The organism is Cupriavidus pauculus (assembly GCF_022179805.1).
GTDB classification, from domain to species: Bacteria; Pseudomonadota; Gammaproteobacteria; order Burkholderiales; family Burkholderiaceae; genus Cupriavidus; species Cupriavidus pauculus_E.
On record NZ_BPUO01000027.1, the window covers coordinates 14,250 to 31,955 of the forward strand.

Genomic DNA, 17,706 nt, shown 5'->3' on the forward strand with positions numbered 1-17,706 from the left:
CGGCACTGCCCCCGCTTGGCCGGCCCGGACAGCCGGACTTCACGGCTTCAACGCGGTCTCGAACGCTGCGCGGCAGTATCGGCGCTGGAACGTCGTCGGATGCCGCATCCACGCCAGTGCCGCGCGCCACGCCTGCATCAACGCATCGCGAGAGCCGTCCCAGCTTGCTGGCGAATGACTGACAGCCAGGTGTCGATACCTCTCGCCCTTGAGCGTGTGAGCGTATTGATCGGGCAGTTCGTCTGCTTCCCAACCGTCCGCGTCCGCATGCGGCATTTCATTCAGCGCCGACAGGGGCAGTTGCGGAGCCGGTCCCTTGTCCAGCGGGCTGGCCGCCAGTTCCCACATTATGGTGGGCATGCCCCTGTTGCCTTGTGTGCCCTGCAGATCCAGCCACGCCTGCAGGCGGAATCTCTCGGCGCCTTGGGTCTGGATGTGCAGAACCCCGCCATCCAGCAACGCTGGCTTGCCCACGTTCAGCCCTCTGTTCTCGTCGGCGATTTCGGCGGCCTCATACAGGTTGTCGAGCACGGCAGAGAAAACCCCTGCAAACCATACTGGCACGTCGGCGAGAAACTGACCACATGCCTGGAGATCTTCGTTCTTCATGGAAAAGCCGGTTACGTTCTTGCCAAACATCGCAGCCATCCCGGCGGACTGCACGCCATACTGTTTGCGGATCGATTGCAGCGATGGGAATCCGGTCGGGGAGCGATAGCGTGCGGGGGCCGTCCTGGCGCCACTGGAGCCATAGTGCAGCGCCGCGCGCCTCAACGCACGCCCGACGTTGCGCAGCAGCGGCAGCTCCGCGTCATCCGCCTTCCTGACAAATGCCACCACCCAGACCTGGCCGGCATCCGCGACCAGATAGCCCCAACGGCGGCCACGATTGACGGAGGCCATCCACGACTGACGCTCGTCGGCGGACGCAGACAAGCTGCTTTCGCTGGCCACCTGCGCGCGCACCAGCCAGAACACATCGTCTCCGACCGATTCGAGCAACACCTTGGCACCGTCGACGTTCGGCCGCGCCAGAACGTCCGTGGCGGAAATGCCCGCCGACAATGCCAGCGTATTGGCGTCAGCATCCCACACGAAACCCTGGGCCGTCAGCGCGGGAGTGCCCCGCACTGCGCATGGCGCCGACACTGCCAGCACTTCGGCCAGATCCGCGCCGCCTGGCAGCGCATGCCAGGCATCGGGCTGGCGTGGTGCGAGCCATTCCAGGCGGTATGCAACCTCGAAGGTCTTTTTCTTCCGCTTGCCTGTCGAAGTTGCAGCCTCCGCCGGAACACAGCATGCCAGCCGAGTCGATGCAGGCAAGTCCACATCCTTGGCCACGGCGACGGCATGCCATGCGGCCAGATGCCGCCGGCGTTCGGGATGGCTGGTCAGCGGATCCTGCCCGACACGCGATACCGACGCAGGCAGGCACAGCGGCGTCGGCTCGACACCGGCGGCCACGCGCCGCGCGAAATCGGGAAAGAACATGGCATCGGGACTCTCGCCGGGTACCGGCAGCGCACGCGCCGGACCCTCTCCATCGGCACCGCCCGCCGTGGATACGTCCATTTCATCGGACTCGTCGCCGCGCTTGGCCAGATCCAGCCGCCATTCGCTTTCCTTCTTGCGTCGCATGACACGTTCCGCCTGGTAGCGATCGAGCGTCCCATTCAGGTAGGGAAAGATCACCCCAAGGCGAGGCAGGCCCTGATCGGCCCCGGCGTGGTAGCCGCCGATCCGCTGGCTGATCAGGCTCCCGAACCTGTCCACGCGACCGATGCGCTGCTCCAGGTCGCCCGATGTCCAGGCCACACCGTAGTGCATGACGCGGTCGCAGAACAGGTGCATGTCGACGCCCTCCTTCAGCACGTCCGTGCAGATCAGGATATTGGGATGCGTCGGAAGCTTGAATTGCGGCACTGCATTACCATTGCGCAGGCGTCCCGACCGGCCGACGACCGGCGCCATCCGAACGAATACCCGGTCCACCCGGTCGTACACACGATCCCATGTCGGCGTCGAATCGGTGCGCAAGCATTTATCGACAATCAGATCGAACTGCAGGATCCAGCGCCGCAGCTTTTCGCGCCAGTTTGCGAAATGAGGGGCCAGGGCGCCCAGACGCGGCTGCGCGGCCTCGCCAAGCACCCATATGAGCTTTTCCGCCAGCCCGTGCCCCACGCCTCCTGGCATCTGGCCGACATGGGCGTGAAGCACGTACAGGTCCACCAGAAAGTCGGTCTGCCGCAGCGATTGCAGCAGGCATCGCTGCAGGGTCGCCAGCTTCCATCCCTCTTTCCGCCCGGGCTCTGCATACAGCCAGTCCTCGCCCTTGAATGCAGGCCCCATCAATACGCCCAGCAGCGCCTTCCAGCGCACCATGTTGCGCGCTGTCACCTCGGGACTGTCGTGGACGAGCAGGAAGCCATCGAGCGGGCCGGTTTCCTGCGGCCGCGGATTCAGCAGCCGTGACGACAGCGATACCAGCTTGCCATTCTCCTTCGTCGTGCCCGACTTACGCTTTAACGCCTCGAAGTACGCTGTCTTGATGCCGTCCGTCTCGGCGTTGCCGCCGTCGTCGGCAGGCAAGTCGGCCTGGTCGTCCGCCTCATCGTGCGCATGACGCGTCCAGAAGTCGGCGGGCATCAACGGCGCCTTGGGGACGCCCCACGGCTCGATCACCTTCGCCCATTCCCGAATTCGCGCATCCACATGCTGTTGGAACGCGACATGAAGCCGGTCGCGCAACTCTTCCACCGTGTCGATGCGGCGCACGAAAACCAGCGTCTTGTCGTTCGATCCGTTGCGCAGGCTGTGCGCAAACAGGTCCTCCGCGGTCTTTGTCAGCTTCGCGTGGGGCAGGCCCGGCACGCCCGACAGGCTGCCGGCGCGCTTCATCGCCTGCTCGAAACTGACATTCAGCGCGTCGATGAACGTACGGTCCGGCGCCTGCTGGATACCGTCTCCGGCATGACGCTTCCGGTCGCGTGCCGGCTCGAACTCGGCCCCGGCCACCAGTTCCGCGTCGACGTCATCGTCCGCCTCGTCATCCAGCTCGTCCTGCCGCTTCAACGTATGAGGCAAGTTTCGCGCAACGGAACGGGACAACGACTCGAACGACGCGCATTCCCCCTGCCGGAACCGGTTGTTCTTCCCCGCCAGGACATCGACGAGCCGCTTCTGCACCAACGACATGGTCATGGCGAGCAAGGGATCGTCCGCGCCATCGTAGGATACTGGCTTGTACAGCCGATACATGACCTTGTTGTAGTGCCTGTCACCGGCATCCGTGTAGGTGCGGGGTCGGCGGATCAGCATCTGCCGCAGGACATCGACCACGTCGGTCTTGTCGAGCGAAATCTGTCGCGCGGCTGCGCTGCAGCGCGCCGCATGGCCACACTCGCCGCATCTGGCTGGATCGGCAGGCGCGCCGGCTTCGGTACGACACAGATAGGTGTCAAGGCTCTGGATGTCATTCGGCCCCGAATGCAGGGGCGTGGCGCTCAGGAACAGCCACCGGGCAGCGCGGCTCCGGAAGATGCGCGCGATATGGCGGTTCTGGTAGTTGCCGGTGTGGCGCAGGTACTGCGCCTCGTCAAACACAACGAGATCCACCGCTTCGGCGGCATCCGGCCGCCCAGTCTCCATCAGTCCGCCAATCCGGTCGCAGTAGCTCTCGGCCAGCACGCGGGCTGCAATTTCCATCTGCCGCGGCTTGTCCAGCTTTTCAGCCTTGTCGAGGGCCAGATTCAGACGCGCACGCTCCGCTTCGGTCACCGGCAGCCCGATGGTACGCTGGTACTGCGCCACCAGATCCCCGACGCTCTGCGCGCTGCCCCAATGCAGCGGACGACTGAAGGACGAGTAGCGCAGCAGGTGCACGCGAGCGTCGTCCAGCCGGACCTCGTCAATGAAGCTTCTCAGGTTCTCATGCAGGCGCAGCCGCACGATTGGCGCCCCATCGTGGGGTTCCAGCAGTCGGCCATCGCGCAGCCTGTAGCACTTTCCGAGGAACTCCTCCCACTCGCGCTGCCACTGTGTCTGCAGCGTCTTACCCGCGCAGACGATCACAATGCGCGAGTCGGGCTTGCTCAGAAGCTGGGTGGCGATCACGGCCATCGCCTGGCGCGTTTTGCCCATCCCGACTTCGTCGCCGAGGTAGGCAAAGCCGCGCTTCGCAAGCAAGGCCCAAAGCCCCGCAACGCCCTCGCTCTGCAGCTTCGCCTGCGGGCTCGGTGCGCCGATCGGGTCCGCGGCGTTGCCATCAAAGGCAATATATTGCCGAACGCCGGCGGCATTGAGCGAAGGGGGCAAATAGTCGTCGTCACGCATGATTGGCTTCCGTGCTATCCGCCGGAGCTGCATGCCCGTAACGTCCGCGCAGTTCCCCCCGGAACCACTCCAGATAGCTCCGCGCCTGGTCTGGCGTGGGCTGCGGGAACATGGCGCGGAAGGTCTGCGAGTCCATCAGCAGTTGCTGAATTTCGCCCTCGAGCTCCATCCGCTCCTGCCGGACTGCGTCTTCCAGGACACGTGCCTCGCCGCCCCTGTCGCGCCCGAGCTGGCGCAGAACGTCCTCGAATTCCGCCACGTGGATATATCGGGCAATCTTCTGTTCGGCGCTGACCGCCGGGTGCAGGTCGATGGCACGCCAGAGCGTCTTCAGGCCGTAGACCGACGTGGACGAGAACGGATCGCGTTCCCCAAACACCGGATCCGGCGTCTCAAAGTACTTGAGCATCTTCCACGTGGCCTGAAAGAGTGCGAAAAAATCGAACTGCGGCTCGGGTGCGTCCTCCTCACCGTCCCCGTCGCCCGGCGCAGCCACGCCATGCACGCCCCTGCCCTGGCCCACCGACGGGTCCAGCGCCCGCAGCATGGCGATCACGCTGTCGAGCCGCGGCCGGGGCGTGTAACCAAGCTCGTCATCGGCAGCGCCCACCTGTATCACCAGCCCCTGGAACGTGTGCAATTGCCCTTTCACTTCATACTGGACAAAGAACGTCCGAACGGCGACGCGGCCGTTGAAGGGCTTGGGTTCCAGTTCCTGCCACTGTCCTTCCAGCCCGGCTGCCACGTCCCAATGTTCCAGGCCGACAACGATCTTCAACCGACCGCTTTCGACCGCCGCACCGTCGTGCACGCAAAGGCGTGCCACGAACTTCCCGGCTCGCCAATCGCATGCAATCCGGACATCGAACGGAGGTATCGGAGGCGCCTTCTCCTCGCTATCATCGTCGTCCGGCTCCGCAATAGGCAGGTCAGCCGCCGGCGCTATCGTCGCTGCCCAGGGATTCGCTGCCAGCTCGTAACGCAACATGGCCTCGACGTTTGCCAGCGCGCCCGCCCGAGGATGCATCGCCACTTCGGTAAAGTTTGCCGAACCCATGCCCAGCACATAGTCGTCACCACGCTGCAGCAGCACGGCCTTGGCATGGGTGTAGCGATCCTCACCGCCGATGAACTTGCCAAAGGCGACGCTGCGCGCGCCGTGCCCTAACGTGCTGCCCAGCGGGAACCGGTAGCTGCCTTGGTCCAGCGACGGCACGTATCGCACGCTGCCGGTGTTCAGGCGGTCGCTCAGCCTGTCAACGCCGCCCCAGAATGGCGACACGACCGTAGCCGCGTCCCATTGCCGATTGCCAGCCAGCAGGTCAATCATCGGCTTGCGTGGCAACGTGATGAAAGGCAGCGCCAGGTGAAGCGTCGGCATGCCTGGCGCCGCAAGGGCCGCCGGATCACCGAGCGCCTCTTGCAGCTTGCGAAGTACCTGCCGGGTATTCCCCTCCTCGATGTCATCCTCGCCGGCCGCCGGCATCTGATCGGCCTGCGCCTGCAGCCAACTCAGCAGAAGCGTCAGTTCGGCAGCGTGTTGCGTATTGACCCGCGTGGTGGCAACTACTTCCCGATTCATCGCCCAGCCCGAAAGCGTCAGGTTGCCGCTTCCCACGGCAAGCCATAGTCCAGCCTTGCCGGAACCGCGCAAGGTGCCTGACATCAGCATCAACTTGGCGTGAAAGCGGCCCTTGGGCAGACCCACCGGCAACAGACCGTACCGCAACTCGCCCTTGGGTTCCGGACTGACCGATCGATCGCAGGCCACCACGCAGTGCACTTTCTCGAGGGCTTGGTTCAGCGCATAGCGGGCTTCGGCTGTCCCCCGTTCCTCTTCCTCCGGCATGGCCGCCAGGATCGGCAGAACGCTCGACTCGAAGAAGCGCGGCGCGAAATTGAATGTCGTCAGCAGCACGACACGATCGTTGTCCTGTTCAAACTGCTCACAGATCTGCAGCAATGCGTGCCGCATGCAGGACGGGTCGGGCAACTTCGTTGTCATGAATTGACGGGAAAAAGTTCGAGGTAGAGTCCTGCCGCGACGTTGAGGAAATAGTCATTGCGCCAGGTCATCGCGTCACGCAGGCTGTCAGCGATCACGTCCGGAGAGCGGTCGCCGTCGAGCAAGACAAGCAAGTGATCCGATTCGACGCGAATGACGGGCTCCTTGCCCCGTTCCGCCATGCAGCGTTGGTGATAGTCGATCAGCGCTTCGATAAACCGTTTCAATCCATTGTCGCGGCCGGACAGGTCTTCGACAAGACATTGCGCGAGACCAAGTAGGTCGCGCATGCGCGCTGACTGGACTTCCCCGGCCAACGTCAGAAAATCCCGGGCGCGCGCCGCAAGTACGGCGTGAAACTCGACCAGCCGCGCGGCCACCGCGCCGGTGCGCTGGCCTGTCGCATTGCGCAACAGATCGAACACGTCATAGAGGGAAACCAGGAACGGCTCGCAACGGCGAACACAATCGATCTCGTGTTGCAGCTCCGGGGACTCAAGGAGCGCCACACGGCTCTTAGGCGATCCAAGCGGGAGCCCGCCGTAAACCGATGCAAGCGTGCGTTGCGCGGCATTGCCGAACAGCGTGCTGTTAAACAGCACGTGGAACGTATGGAAGGCGAACGTGTCGCCGAGCGCCCGGTCAAGTTCCGGAGCGGCTGCAAGAATCGTTAGCGGCTGAATCTCGCCAGCCTCCTTGCCGATGGCCTGCGCAAGCACATCATGCATCCGCTTCACGATCTGAGGCTTCCAGACCGCCGACAGCGTTTCTTGGACGCTCTGGCAGACCGTGCCGTTCGCCCGCACGTACCCGGCGCGACGGCAAGTGCCGCGGTAGTACTGGAACAAACCGTTGGCGACGATTCCCTTGGTACTGGCCTTGACGGTGAAATCATCAGCGCCGCCAACCAGCGCGTTTCTACCGAAGCACTGCCTCTCGCCGTTCTTGTGCAGCCAGAACTCGACGATGCCTTCCATCAGCCGGAAATAGCGGCGAAAGGCCGGCTGCGGACGGAGGGTCGCGTCAAACGCCGGTTGTTGCGCCAGCCATTCGATCAGCAAAATGGCGCGAAGACCATCGAGCTTCGCCGCCGGCGATGCGATATTGGGTACCAACTTCCGACCGAACGCACTCCAGACCGGCAGTATGCCAAGCAGGTCGCGCCCACCCGGTGCGCTGGTCAGTTTGTCGTCCTTCTCCGTGAAAAACGGAAACACCGGCGCCGTGGCAATCGATCGTGGCAATTCATTAGACATAAGCCTGCGTGAAATGGTCCGCCAGCTTTCGGGCGTGCTTGTCCCGAAACATCGGCAGACATTGGCAATTGTTGAACCGCTAACGCAAATGAGTATCCGCGCCGATCCGGGCAATGTTTGCGCAGATCGGGCTGCAAGCTAACGGCCATGGCGTGCGCCATCGCAGGCAGCGGCGGCATCGTAGCGCCAAACGACTTCTGCCGCCACGTGATTCGCCCCCTACATCGGAGGTATGCGAAACGCGCGATTCGCACCGTAATAGACGGTTGGCCACATGAATGCAGCAATGCTGTTCTGCATCGCAGGCCGACTGCTCCCGGAATCAAGCAACCAGGCACAGCATATGAACGACCCCACCAGCGCGGCGAACAAGCGCCCGGCCCCGGAACGCACCCGCCCAGCGGATCGCCAACCCGAACCGGGCATCCCCCAGGCAACCGTGCGCAGCCCGCGGTTCAGTCTGGACCGCGATCTGATTCTGTCCCAGGGAACTTCCCTGCGGCTCTCGGAATGCCTGACCAAGCTGCGCCACCGCAAGACCATCTATATCGACTGGGACTTCGGCTCTGTCGATCCGATGGGCCTCAGCACGATTCTCAACTTTTACGGCCCGCCGGGCACCGGCAAGACCATGGCGGCCGAAGCCCTGGCCGGCACACTGGACATGCCCTTCATGGCATTGGGCATCGCCGAACTCGAAAGCAAGTTCATGGGCGAGACGGCAAAGAACATTCAGGCGGCATTCGAGGCCGCGCGCGAGGCGGGCGCCCTGCTGTTCTTCGACGAGGCCGACACGCTGCTCGGCAAGCGTCTGTCGGCAGTGACACAAGGGGTGGACAACGAGGTCAATGCCATGCGATCGACCTTACTGATTGAGCTCGAACGGTTCGACGGCGTCGCCGTCTTCGCCACCAATTTCGCCAAAAACTACGACGAGGCCTTCCGCAGCCGCATCAGCTATCACGTGAAGTTCGATTTACCCGATCTGGCGGCGCGCGAACGCCTGTGGGACCGGATGCTGGTGTCCGGCATTCCACTGGCCACCGCCCGCAATACGCTCATCGAACAGGCCGCAGCGGCCACCGATGGATTCTCGGGGCGCGAGATCAGGACCTGCATGCGACTGGCTTTGCCCAAGGCACTGCACGAGGCCGAAGGGCTCTCACGCGCGGCCCAGCTCGCGGCCACGCATATCGAAGCGGCGATCACCGAAGTCCGCAGCACCCACGCCGACATTTCCAGCGTACAGCCGGCATCCGCGTCGTCGGCAACAGACATCACAACAAGCCGGCGCCTGCTTGGCGTCGATCGCACACACTAACAGGGGTAAAGAAATGGGATTCTGGTCAAGGGCGGTATCGTTGGTCAGCAGCGCCGTGTCGGAGGTGGCATCAGCGGTAAGCAAGGGCTTCGAGGCCGCAAGGGAGATCGCCGGCAAGGCAATTGGCTGGCTGGCGGACGAAGCCGAAACTTTTGTCGGTTCCGTCAAGGAAACCTGGAAAAAGGTGCGTCCAGTGCTGGCGACAATCAAGCCATTTTTCGGAAAGGCCGCCGACATCGCATTCAACGCCAATCTGCCCTGGCTGGGCCGCGCGATCCTGCTGCTGGACAAGGCGCTGACCGAACTGCTCAAGCTGGAGAATAGCCCCGTCCTCAAACAACTGGACTCGGCAATCCAGTGGGCGATCCGCTGGGCACGCGAATTCAAGGCACGCATGACCGCCGAAGAAGCCGCCGAAGCGCGCCGCCACCGCAAGACCTTCGAGGAAGCCGCCACCACGCTGTCACAGCATGTCAAGCGCGAGATCGACCTAGCCTCCCTCATCAACAACTATGCGCTGGCGTCAGAAGGCGTGGAATCGCTGCTGGAAGCCGGCGAAATCGCAGACTTCGACCACTACCTGCGGCTGCGTGCCACGCAGAAGCTGCTGCGCATGGCCGAGAAGACCCTGCGCGCCGCGACTGCGGTGGAAGACATTTCTGACGACGACATCTTTCTGGTGAAGATCGCGTCTGCCCTGATTGCGCCCACGCCGACCATGACCGATGCCGAAGGCAAGCATCTGGACCGCATCATTCAGAAGCGCCACCAGAAGAATCTACTGCCCTTCGTGTTCGAGGAGCTGACCAAGGCCTGGGACATTGCACTGCAGGCCGACGAGAAACGCTGGGAACTCGATAACCGCCGGGTGGCCAAAGATCGCGTTCTGCTGCGGCAGCTCGAGACCCAGCAACGCCTGGGTGCCCTAGCGCCCGAGGAAGCATCGATGCTGATCGAGCTGCAGCGTACGGTGCCGGAGCAGACAGCCGCCCTTTCGGCGCTGGAGAAGCTCAATCGCGAGCGCCGCAACTATGTGTTTGCCAGCGAAGGCTTCCTACAGATGCTGGAAAAGACCGAGGAGCAGCTGGCCAGCGAAGACAAGTCCTACGTGATCAGTCAGGGTCGGGAGATTGGCATGATCCTGATCGACTGCGCCCAGCATGGCAAGCCCTGGGATGCACTGACCGCCGACCAGCAATCACTGATCATCGACTTCGCAAACATCTTTGAAAGCGAGTCGCACGCACGCAGCAACATGCTGGAGGTAGAAGGCCGTGCTTGAACTATTGAATCAACTAGGTCACTTCCTGATTCCGCAGCTGCTGCCGCCGGAACCGCTTCAGATTGCGTTCTTCCTCATCATCTTCGGGCTGGCGGCATACACTTGCCGGGGTTTGAGCCAGGCCACGCCGGCCAGTTGGGAGCGCAACTGGCGCCGCGAAGCGGGGCCCGATGCCGGCGACCTCGACATCGAACATGGCTCGGTCAACGACCTGAGCGCAGCCGTGGCCACCCGCCAGGAGAAGCTGGCGGACATCATGCCCGGCATGCTGCTGATCGTGGGCCTGCTTGGCACGTTTGTCGGCCTGGGCATGGCATTGGATAAGGCATCGACGATCCTGTCCGACGCTTCGGGCGGCGGCAATGTCGACGCCATGATGGGAAACCTGATGTCGATGATGCACGGCCTCGGGTCCAAGTTCAAAACCTCGACTTGGGGCATTGCCGCGTTCCTGATTCTGAAGAGCTATAGCAACCACAAGAACTACGACGAACGACGCCTCTCATGGTGCATCGCACGGATGAAGTCGGAAGTGGACCGTCGCAAGGCCGAGGCACTGCAGTGGCGTCAGGATGACAATTCCCGGATCGTCGAGGCAATCGGCATGCTGGCCGATACCTCGAAGGCGATTGCCAACGCCCAGGCAGCGACACAGGCCGAACAGCATGCGTCGATGGTCGAGTTGCTTCGCCAGTCAAACGAGAAGCAGGTGGCACAGTTGCGTGACATTGCCCTGCAGTCAACGCAAACGCGCGACGCGATCGAATCCTTCGTGGAAGGCGTGTCCGGAAGCACCGCCGCAGTGGCCGAAGCGGCAAACGGTATGGCAGAAGCAGCCAACGACACCATGCGCGCCACCACTGAACTCCAGTCCGGGATCGGCGAGCTGCGTGCCGGCATGAAGGAGGTTCTCGGGGACATGAAGCACGACCTCGGCGCGACCATCAAGAACATGGGACAGCAGTTCTCGGAGAACATGGACATCGTTTCCACCCAACTGGGGAATGCTGCGAACGATATTTCGACGTCGGTCAACGAGCTCTCGGCAAACGTTGACGCGACGCTGAAGGGGGTTAAGGATTCAATAGAATCCGCGGAAGCCAAGCAGGCCAAGGCCTTCGCCTCGTTTGAAACGACTAGCGAGACGCTCAACGTGCATATCGAGTCGATGACAACCCTTGTGAACAAGCTTAGTGGCGACATCACCGGCGGCCTCAGGTCCGTGGCGACCACCGGCCAGAAGATCGGCCACATGAGCAGCGCGATCGGCGAGACACTCGAAAAGATCGATACCGCCGCAACCGCCATGAAGCAGGTTGCAAAAGCCTTGCAGGAGGATGCCGGCCAGGACGACCTGCTGAAATCCGTCCGCAGCATCGATCGTCAGGTCTCCGACCTCATCGGCAAAGCACCCCGCGCTGTATCGCCGAAGAACCGCCGTGGGCTGGATGCATAAGAGACAGGCTCATGAAAGAAAAGCCTAACGAATGGGTAGCCATTGCCGACCTCATGGCGGGCGTCATGGCCGTAGTCATGCTGCTGCTGGTCCTGTCCGTGGTGCAACGGCAGTACGCAGAGATTCGCCATAAGGCAGAACTGGAGCAAGGAACCGCCGCCTACCGCAAACACATCACCGAGATGTTGCAGGACATGAAGCAGACGTTTTCGCGGCAGGGCGCCGACGGCCTGGTGTCGATCGATCTTGACGCGGGCAAGATCACGTTGCGTGACAGCGTCTTTTCGCGAGGCAGCGCCTGCATTACGCCCGAGGCAAAGGCAGCGTTTGCTCAGGTAGAAGCACGAGTCTCGGACTATCTGGCCCGCATTCCAGACGGCCAGATCTACGTGGAAGGCCACACTGACAGCCTGCAGGTGGCGCGCCCGGTTACCGACCTCGCTCACTTCTGCACGGTCTACGACGATAACTACACGTTGTCGGCCGCACGCGCTCGCGAGGCGCGCCGGCTTCTCACCGGCAAGCTGGACGAGCGGGTCGCCAAGCGCGTTGTCGTGGCGGGATTCGGCGATTCACACCCGCTGACCAATGTCGCGCCAGAAGACGCACGGAACAGGCGCGTCGAGGTACGGTTCGTCGTTCAGCAGAACGGTTGAAGGCAAGGGTGCCACGGTTCGCACATGCGCCGGGTATGCCGGCGTCTGTGCGCTCCATAAGTACCCCTCCCAGGCAGGGCTGTTGAAATCGTTGTTTGCTTCCCTTCTTCTTTGGCATCACACTTTCACGCGAGGAGATCGTTCGATGACGCCGCTTTTTCGACAAAACCGGAAAGGCCTCGCTCTGGCTGAAGGAAGACCACCTTGTCTCAACCGATATGAAAATGGGTGGGCTTTATCGTCCGCAATAGCGCCTGGAGTGCAAGTCCGGGAACTGGCTTGAAAAGGTGGCTGGATCGACTATCGCAGGCCGGTAAAGGGTCCAGAATTGGGGCACGTATGTGCCCCAATAGGATCCCCTAATGTCACCACCATGCGGCAGCGGCGGGTTTTCCGTTTGTGTTGTAGGAGCCAGAAACTGCCGCATGCTGGTGAATGTCCGGGCTCTCACTCGGGCCCACCCTGCCCCAGAAACGACAAAGGGACGCCGTAGCGCCCCTGTCGCATCCATCTGCGCCCCCTCGGGGCCGTGGCTCATGCAGCCTTACGCAGCGCCCTCAATTGACGCGATACCTATTAGTTGTCGCAAGATTGCGCGCAAATGCAAATCAATACTTAGTCCCAATCAACTCTGCCATGCCGCTGCTGAGTACAGTGGTATTATTACGGCAGTTCGATACCGCGGCGGCCTGAAACCATGGATAAACGATATCAAGTATTCGTTAGCTCAACTTTCGCTGATTTGAAGGACGAACGCCAGAAAGTAATTAAAACACTTATGGAAATGGATTGCATCCCTTCTGGGATGGAACTATTTCCGGCGATGGACGAAGAGCAATTCGAATTCATCAAGAAAGTGATTGATGATTGCGATTACTATTTACTTATTATAGGTGCGCGATACGGCTCCCTTGCAATTGAGGGAATAAGCTACACCGAGAAAGAGTATGACTATGCAGTCCAACGTGGACTAAAAGTCGTCGCGTTCCTTCACGAAGATCCGGATTCATTACCGGTCAACAAGACTGACAAAGATCCAGCCCTTGCAGAACGCCTGGCGAATTTTCGCATGAAGGTAACCTCCGGCCGTCTATGCAAGTTCTGGAAGACTGCCGATCAACTGCCGGGCCTTGTCTCGTTGAGTCTACAGAAGACGATCAAGACATATCCCGCAATCGGATGGATGAGAGCAAACAATGTAGGAACGCCAGAGCTGCTCGCCGAGATACACGCGCTTCAAGCTGAAAACAAGGCGCTTCGGGAAAAGGTCGCACGAGGGCCTCAAACCGATATTGCAGATATTGCCGACTGGGACGACCGCGTGGTCTTGATGGGGTCAATCACGGCCGGAGGCCACGTTATGCGGTACTGGAAGCGCGAAACGACGTGGAGTCAGACTTTCTTAGTCATCGCACCACACCTCATGGAGTACTCCACCGACATTAAGGTGCAGCGACTGTTGGCCGAGTTTGGAGCAGCATCAGAAAAAGTTGGTTCGTCATACACCCGCCAAATAGATGGGGACATCTATCAAAGGGTCAAGATACAGTTTATGGCTTACGGCGTAGTCAAGGTGCAGAACATACAGAACACCATTTATTGGCTATTGTCTGAATATGGCACGAGCCAATTACTGCAACTGGGCGCTGTTCGCAAACAAGCACCCGCACCCACACTCGGCCAAGTACTGCCTCCACCCGCCACACCTGCGTAGTTCAGCATGAGATCAAGGTCGCAATTACGTAGTTGGTGGCCGGACAGCCGGTCAACAGCATCGATCAGCCTTTTCGGCGGAAGTCCTTCGCCTGCCCCATAGGCGGCAGCAACTCCTGCTCTACGTGCCCCATCAACGCCATGCGCACGTTGTCAACATCGGGTTAAAAGTGACCCACTTACCGTTGAGCGGCATTGGGGTAAAAATGACCCACCCCAGGTCATGAACACGCTGATACCACCGCTGTAGCCCCAGCTCTCGCAGCTCGAGCAGCAATGCCGTTGCCGGCAACCACGCCGGGTGTGCAGATTGGACCCGATCGCGCAGGTATTGCTTGAAGGGATCGAACTTCTGAACCCGGCCTGCACGGGGCGAACGCTCTTCCTCCGCTCGGCCACGCAGGTCCTTGCGCACCGTATTGCGCGACAGTCCCAGCTCTCTTGCGATCTCTCGCACTCCCTTGCCCTGACGGGCCAATACTCGGATCTCCACGATCACCTCCTTGGTTAGCACCGGCCCTCCCGAAAAAAGGGCCCATCCTACCGAGGTGGGTCAATTTCAATTCGATGCTGGAGAATCATTCTCAACGCGTTGCTGACAACGCCACAGAGGCCCCCAACTCGCGGGGGTAGCCCTCCAATTCCCAGACTCGCATGCCGTTACAAGCAGTATACGCGCAAGTGCGACAACGCAGCCCTCCGTAAGACAATTCAACGGCATTAGTTATGAACATAGACACCTACCCCAAATTCGCAAGAAATACCCTGTTACTGTCTGCTGCCATGTTTGCGGGATCCGGGATTTTCCTCTACCTACGCCCCGTGCGGGATCTTTTCGGCTCCGGTGCAAGCCTTGCCGCAACCGCAATCCTCATGAGTCTCCTGCTACCTCTGATGGCGGCGCTGCCTTACTTGGCTGATGCGATTGACAGGGAACTGAAGACCGTCAGCTTTGTGCGTAACACCGAACTATCGGAGCTGGTTCGCCCCCTGCTCAAGGGCTCTGGCTATTCGGTGAACGTCGGTCACTATGTGTCCAACGATGCAAATGCCTTCGCGATATCGTCGGTATTCGGCACGAAAGCGGCGATTGCCTTCTCTACCGCTCTCATCTCAACAGCTAGTAAGGACCAGTTGATAGCGATTGCCGCACACGAAGTCGCCCACGTCCTGAATGGCGACTCCAGAAACAAATCTTGGGTCCTGGCATTTAGCCGCTGGGCAAAAACATACCCTTTGCTTGCCGCTGAAATCTCCCGGAAAACGCTCAAGCTGTGGCTGCCCATGGTGGTAGTTACCGGTGGGCTAACTTTTTTCACGTTATGGACTTCCACCGGATTCGTAAGTGCCACAGGTTTTTTGCCAGGACTTCTCCGACAGGCGGCAATCGTTGGTCTCCCACTCGCGACGTGCGTACTGGGGTTCAGGTTCGTGGATCGCTACCTGAATAAGAAGTTCTTCGCGTACAGCCGGCAGCGAGAGTTTGCAGCCGACGCACTGGCTGCAACCATGGTGTCGCCCGCCGTTCTGATATCCGCTTTGGAGCTACTCGCCGATCCTGCGGAAACCGTCAACGTCTTCGACAGTCACCCACCGCTCGCCGACCGAATCCGGCGTCTTCGCAAACTGGCTGAAGAACAATCATCCAAAGCGGTACCGACAGAGGCGCAGGCATCATAGGCGGACGCTCCACTTTGGAAGGCCCGCAACCACCTCGTATCGAACTCGGGATAGGTTGCAGGTCCACGTCTACCCTATGCCGGGTAGTTGTCTAGGCAGGTCTCCCCTCGGCCTGCCGACGCAAAACGCTCGGTTGCCTGGCAACCCCGCTCTCTTTGATTGGATAACAGGCTGTGCCAAAGGAGCGCGCGGGCGGTGGCCGTCAAGGAGACAAGCGCTGGGTTGGTGCGGGCCGCGAGCGCAGCCGAGGACACGGCCTTGTGCGCCTTGACGGAATACGGAAGTGGACTACGGTCGCGGAGAAGGTGATGAAGTCAGGCGAGACGGCTGGACGACGAAACGGACGCCTTGATGTGCAGATCGCACGGCAAGCGAAGCGTGCAGGCCCGATTCTGGTAACCGGGCCGGAGGCGTCAGAAGAGGGGCGATCATGACGGTTGGTCGGCCACCCTGCACCAACCAGCCCTGATGACCAAGGGCGGTCTCTAGAATGAAGGCAACACCCTGCAGTCAACTGGGTATCGAAGAGCGTAACAGTATTCATCGCCTGCTAAACGAGGGATGCAGCCTGCGTCAGATCGCGAGAGTGGTGGGGCGAAGTCCGTCGACTATTTCACGCGAGGTTGTCCGGGCCGGAGCTCATCGATCGTACGATGGTGCGAACGCGCAGGTCGTAGCACTGAGAAGACGTCGACGTGGGCCGCGCAAGCTGGCAGCAGGCACTGCGCTACTGAAGCTGGTGAAAGCATGGCTGCGCGTGGGCTATTCACCGCAGCAGATTGCAGGCAGACTGAGGCGCATGTATGCCAACCAGCCGGAGTTCCACATGTCCCACGAGACGATCCACGCCACGCCACGCGGTGAGCTGCGCCGAGAGTCGATCGGGAACCTGCGTAAGGCCCACAAGGAGCGCAGGCCAAGAGGCGCGGGGAACGATCGTCGAAGGAAGCTGCAGGATATACGCTCGATCCACGAGCGTCCCGAAAAGGTGTTCGATCGGCTGGTGCCCGGACATTGGGAAGGCGACCTGATCAAGGGCGCGGGAAATCGCAGCGCAGTGGCGACGCTGGTGGAACGCAAGACGCGCTTTGTGGTGCTGGCGAAGATGGACGCTTGCGGGGCGGAGGCAGCGCTCGAGGCTTTGACCAAGACGTTTCATCGTGTGCCGCTGCCGCTTCGAAAGAGCTTGACCTACGACCAGGGCAAAGAGATGGCGCATCACGCAGAACTGAGCAGGCGAGTCAGGCCAAGCAACGAGAACATGAACGGACTGGTTCAGGATTATCTACCTAAAGGCGACGATCTATCGGTCTTCTCGCAGGGGCACTTGAACGCGAATTTCACGTTCGGCGCGACATGAGCATCAAGCCTCCCCTGTCGCATTTCCGTCGTTCGTCCTCGCCAGATTGAGCACTCGATAAGGAAAAAGACTACCGTGGCTCCTGCCCCCGTCACTGGCTTTGCTCATACACAAGCAGTAACTTCATGCGACGTATGTAGCGTTGGGAGCAAGGTTCTTAAGGATCGTTCTGCGTGACTCCCATACAGAGAGGTCTCCCGAGAACGTTATCGCTGCGCCCGGGGACCCAATTTCTTGAGCCGAGCATTGAACAACCCCATTTAGGAAACCACCTCCCGCTGATTCGATATAAGCCTTCAATGCTCGCAGTTCATACGGCATCGAAGTCGTGAGGTTGACGAACTGCTTTCGTCGAACATCAACACCGGTTCCACCAATCTGCACGTCTAGATCCATGACATTGGAGGTCACGATTAGTACAACGTCAGAAGCGTTCACTGCTTCTTGGACGGTCCGTGCTACTCTGACACTGCGTGCACGAAATGGACGAGTCTTCGCCTGCGTACGGTTCCAAACGACAAGGCGTGGCCCCATGCCTACGAGAGACACGGCAATTGCCGAACCCATTTTCCCGAGACCCAGTATCGCGACGGTTGTGGCCATCACTCATCCTGAAACGAGCATGTTGCTATCCACTAGTTC

General features: G+C 60.8%; 10 protein-coding genes and 2 pseudogenes. 7 read left to right on the forward strand and 5 right to left on the reverse strand.

The window, feature by feature from the left end:
- Nucleotides 1–39: 39 nt before the first annotated feature.
- The 3 genes from MFF62_RS29960 to MFF62_RS29970 are packed head-to-tail and all read right to left on the reverse strand — an operon-like array spanning nucleotide 40 to nucleotide 7,596.
- Nucleotides 40–4,335, reverse strand: coding sequence for a DEAD/DEAH box helicase (locus MFF62_RS29960; RefSeq protein WP_238267626.1), 4,296 nt, complete (start codon nucleotides 4,333–4,335; stop codon nucleotides 40–42).
- Nucleotides 4,328–6,340: a phospholipase D-like domain-containing protein gene (locus MFF62_RS29965; RefSeq protein WP_238267629.1), complete on the reverse strand. Its 2,013-nt coding sequence runs from the start codon at nucleotides 6,338–6,340 to the stop codon at nucleotides 4,328–4,330. The genes MFF62_RS29960 and MFF62_RS29965 overlap by 8 nt, the downstream gene beginning before the upstream one ends.
- Nucleotides 6,337–7,596: a hypothetical protein gene (locus tag MFF62_RS29970; RefSeq protein ID WP_238267631.1), complete on the reverse strand. Its 1,260-nt coding sequence runs from the start codon at nucleotides 7,594–7,596 to the stop codon at nucleotides 6,337–6,339. Before MFF62_RS29970 ends, MFF62_RS29965 begins: the two co-directional genes overlap by 4 nt.
- Nucleotides 7,597–7,939: 343 nt before the next feature.
- Between MFF62_RS29970 and MFF62_RS29975 the strand changes: the two genes are divergently transcribed.
- The 5 genes from MFF62_RS29975 (at nucleotide 7,940) to MFF62_RS29995 (ending at nucleotide 14,025) form a co-directional block, all read left to right on the forward strand.
- On the forward strand, nucleotides 7,940–8,917 hold the full coding sequence (locus MFF62_RS29975) for an ATP-binding protein (protein WP_238267633.1): 978 nt from the start codon (nucleotides 7,940–7,942) through the stop codon (nucleotides 8,915–8,917).
- 13 nt (nucleotides 8,918–8,930) lie between these two features.
- The gene (locus MFF62_RS29980; RefSeq protein WP_238267635.1) at nucleotides 8,931–10,199 is read left to right on the forward strand and encodes a hypothetical protein; all 1,269 of its coding nucleotides are present in this window, start codon (nucleotides 8,931–8,933) and stop codon (nucleotides 10,197–10,199) included.
- On the forward strand, nucleotides 10,192–11,655 hold the full coding sequence (locus MFF62_RS29985; protein ID WP_238267636.1) for a hypothetical protein: 1,464 nt from the start codon (nucleotides 10,192–10,194) through the stop codon (nucleotides 11,653–11,655). The genes MFF62_RS29980 and MFF62_RS29985 overlap by 8 nt, the downstream gene beginning before the upstream one ends.
- An 11-nt stretch (nucleotides 11,656–11,666) precedes the next feature.
- Nucleotides 11,667–12,311: an OmpA/MotB family protein gene (locus tag MFF62_RS29990; protein WP_238267637.1), complete on the forward strand. Its 645-nt coding sequence runs from the start codon at nucleotides 11,667–11,669 to the stop codon at nucleotides 12,309–12,311.
- A gap of 697 nt (nucleotides 12,312–13,008) precedes the next feature.
- Complete coding sequence (locus tag MFF62_RS29995) at nucleotides 13,009–14,025, forward strand: DUF4062 domain-containing protein (RefSeq protein ID WP_238267638.1); 1,017 nt, start codon at nucleotides 13,009–13,011, stop codon at nucleotides 14,023–14,025.
- Between the two features lie 249 nt (nucleotides 14,026–14,274).
- Here MFF62_RS29995 and MFF62_RS30000 read toward each other — a convergent pair.
- Nucleotides 14,275–14,538: pseudogene (locus MFF62_RS30000) on the reverse strand (helix-turn-helix domain-containing protein); the annotation flags it as partial.
- Between the two features lie 212 nt (nucleotides 14,539–14,750).
- On the opposite strand from MFF62_RS30000, the gene MFF62_RS30005 reads away from it, so the two are divergent.
- Together MFF62_RS30005 and MFF62_RS30010 are read left to right on the forward strand one after the other, a co-directional pair.
- Nucleotides 14,751–15,704: a M48 family metallopeptidase gene (locus MFF62_RS30005; protein WP_238267640.1), complete on the forward strand. Its 954-nt coding sequence runs from the start codon at nucleotides 14,751–14,753 to the stop codon at nucleotides 15,702–15,704.
- Between the two features lie 490 nt (nucleotides 15,705–16,194).
- A pseudogene (locus tag MFF62_RS30010) lies at nucleotides 16,195–17,037 on the forward strand (IS30 family transposase); the annotation flags it as partial.
- A gap of 150 nt (nucleotides 17,038–17,187) precedes the next feature.
- On the opposite strand, the gene MFF62_RS30985 reads toward MFF62_RS30010, so the two are convergent.
- Nucleotides 17,188–17,667 (reverse strand): NAD(P)-binding domain-containing protein, encoded by a 480-nt coding sequence (locus MFF62_RS30985; RefSeq protein ID WP_404990861.1) that lies wholly within the window; start codon nucleotides 17,665–17,667, stop codon nucleotides 17,188–17,190.
- Between the last annotated feature and the right edge of the window lie 39 nt (nucleotides 17,668–17,706).

Bases quoted from the DNA above. Each gene is read 5' to 3' on its own strand.
- MFF62_RS29960 (WP_238267626.1), bottom strand. From the start codon at position 4,335: ATGCGTGACGACGACTATTTGCCCCCTTCGCTCAATGCCGCCGGCGTT.
- MFF62_RS29965 (WP_238267629.1), bottom strand. From the start codon at position 6,340: ATGACAACGAAGTTGCCCGACCCGTCCTGCATGCGGCACGCATTGCTG.
- MFF62_RS29970 (WP_238267631.1), bottom strand. From the start codon at position 7,596: ATGTCTAATGAATTGCCACGATCGATTGCCACGGCGCCGGTGTTTCCG.
- MFF62_RS29975 (WP_238267633.1), top strand. From the start codon at position 7,940: ATGAACGACCCCACCAGCGCGGCGAACAAGCGCCCGGCCCCGGAACGC.
- MFF62_RS29980 (WP_238267635.1), top strand. From the start codon at position 8,931: ATGGGATTCTGGTCAAGGGCGGTATCGTTGGTCAGCAGCGCCGTGTCG.
- MFF62_RS29990 (WP_238267637.1), top strand. From the start codon at position 11,667: ATGAAAGAAAAGCCTAACGAATGGGTAGCCATTGCCGACCTCATGGCG.
- MFF62_RS29995 (WP_238267638.1), top strand. From the start codon at position 13,009: ATGGATAAACGATATCAAGTATTCGTTAGCTCAACTTTCGCTGATTTG.
- MFF62_RS30005 (WP_238267640.1), top strand. From the start codon at position 14,751: ATGAACATAGACACCTACCCCAAATTCGCAAGAAATACCCTGTTACTG.
- MFF62_RS30985 (WP_404990861.1), bottom strand. From the start codon at position 17,667: ATGGCCACAACCGTCGCGATACTGGGTCTCGGGAAAATGGGTTCGGCA.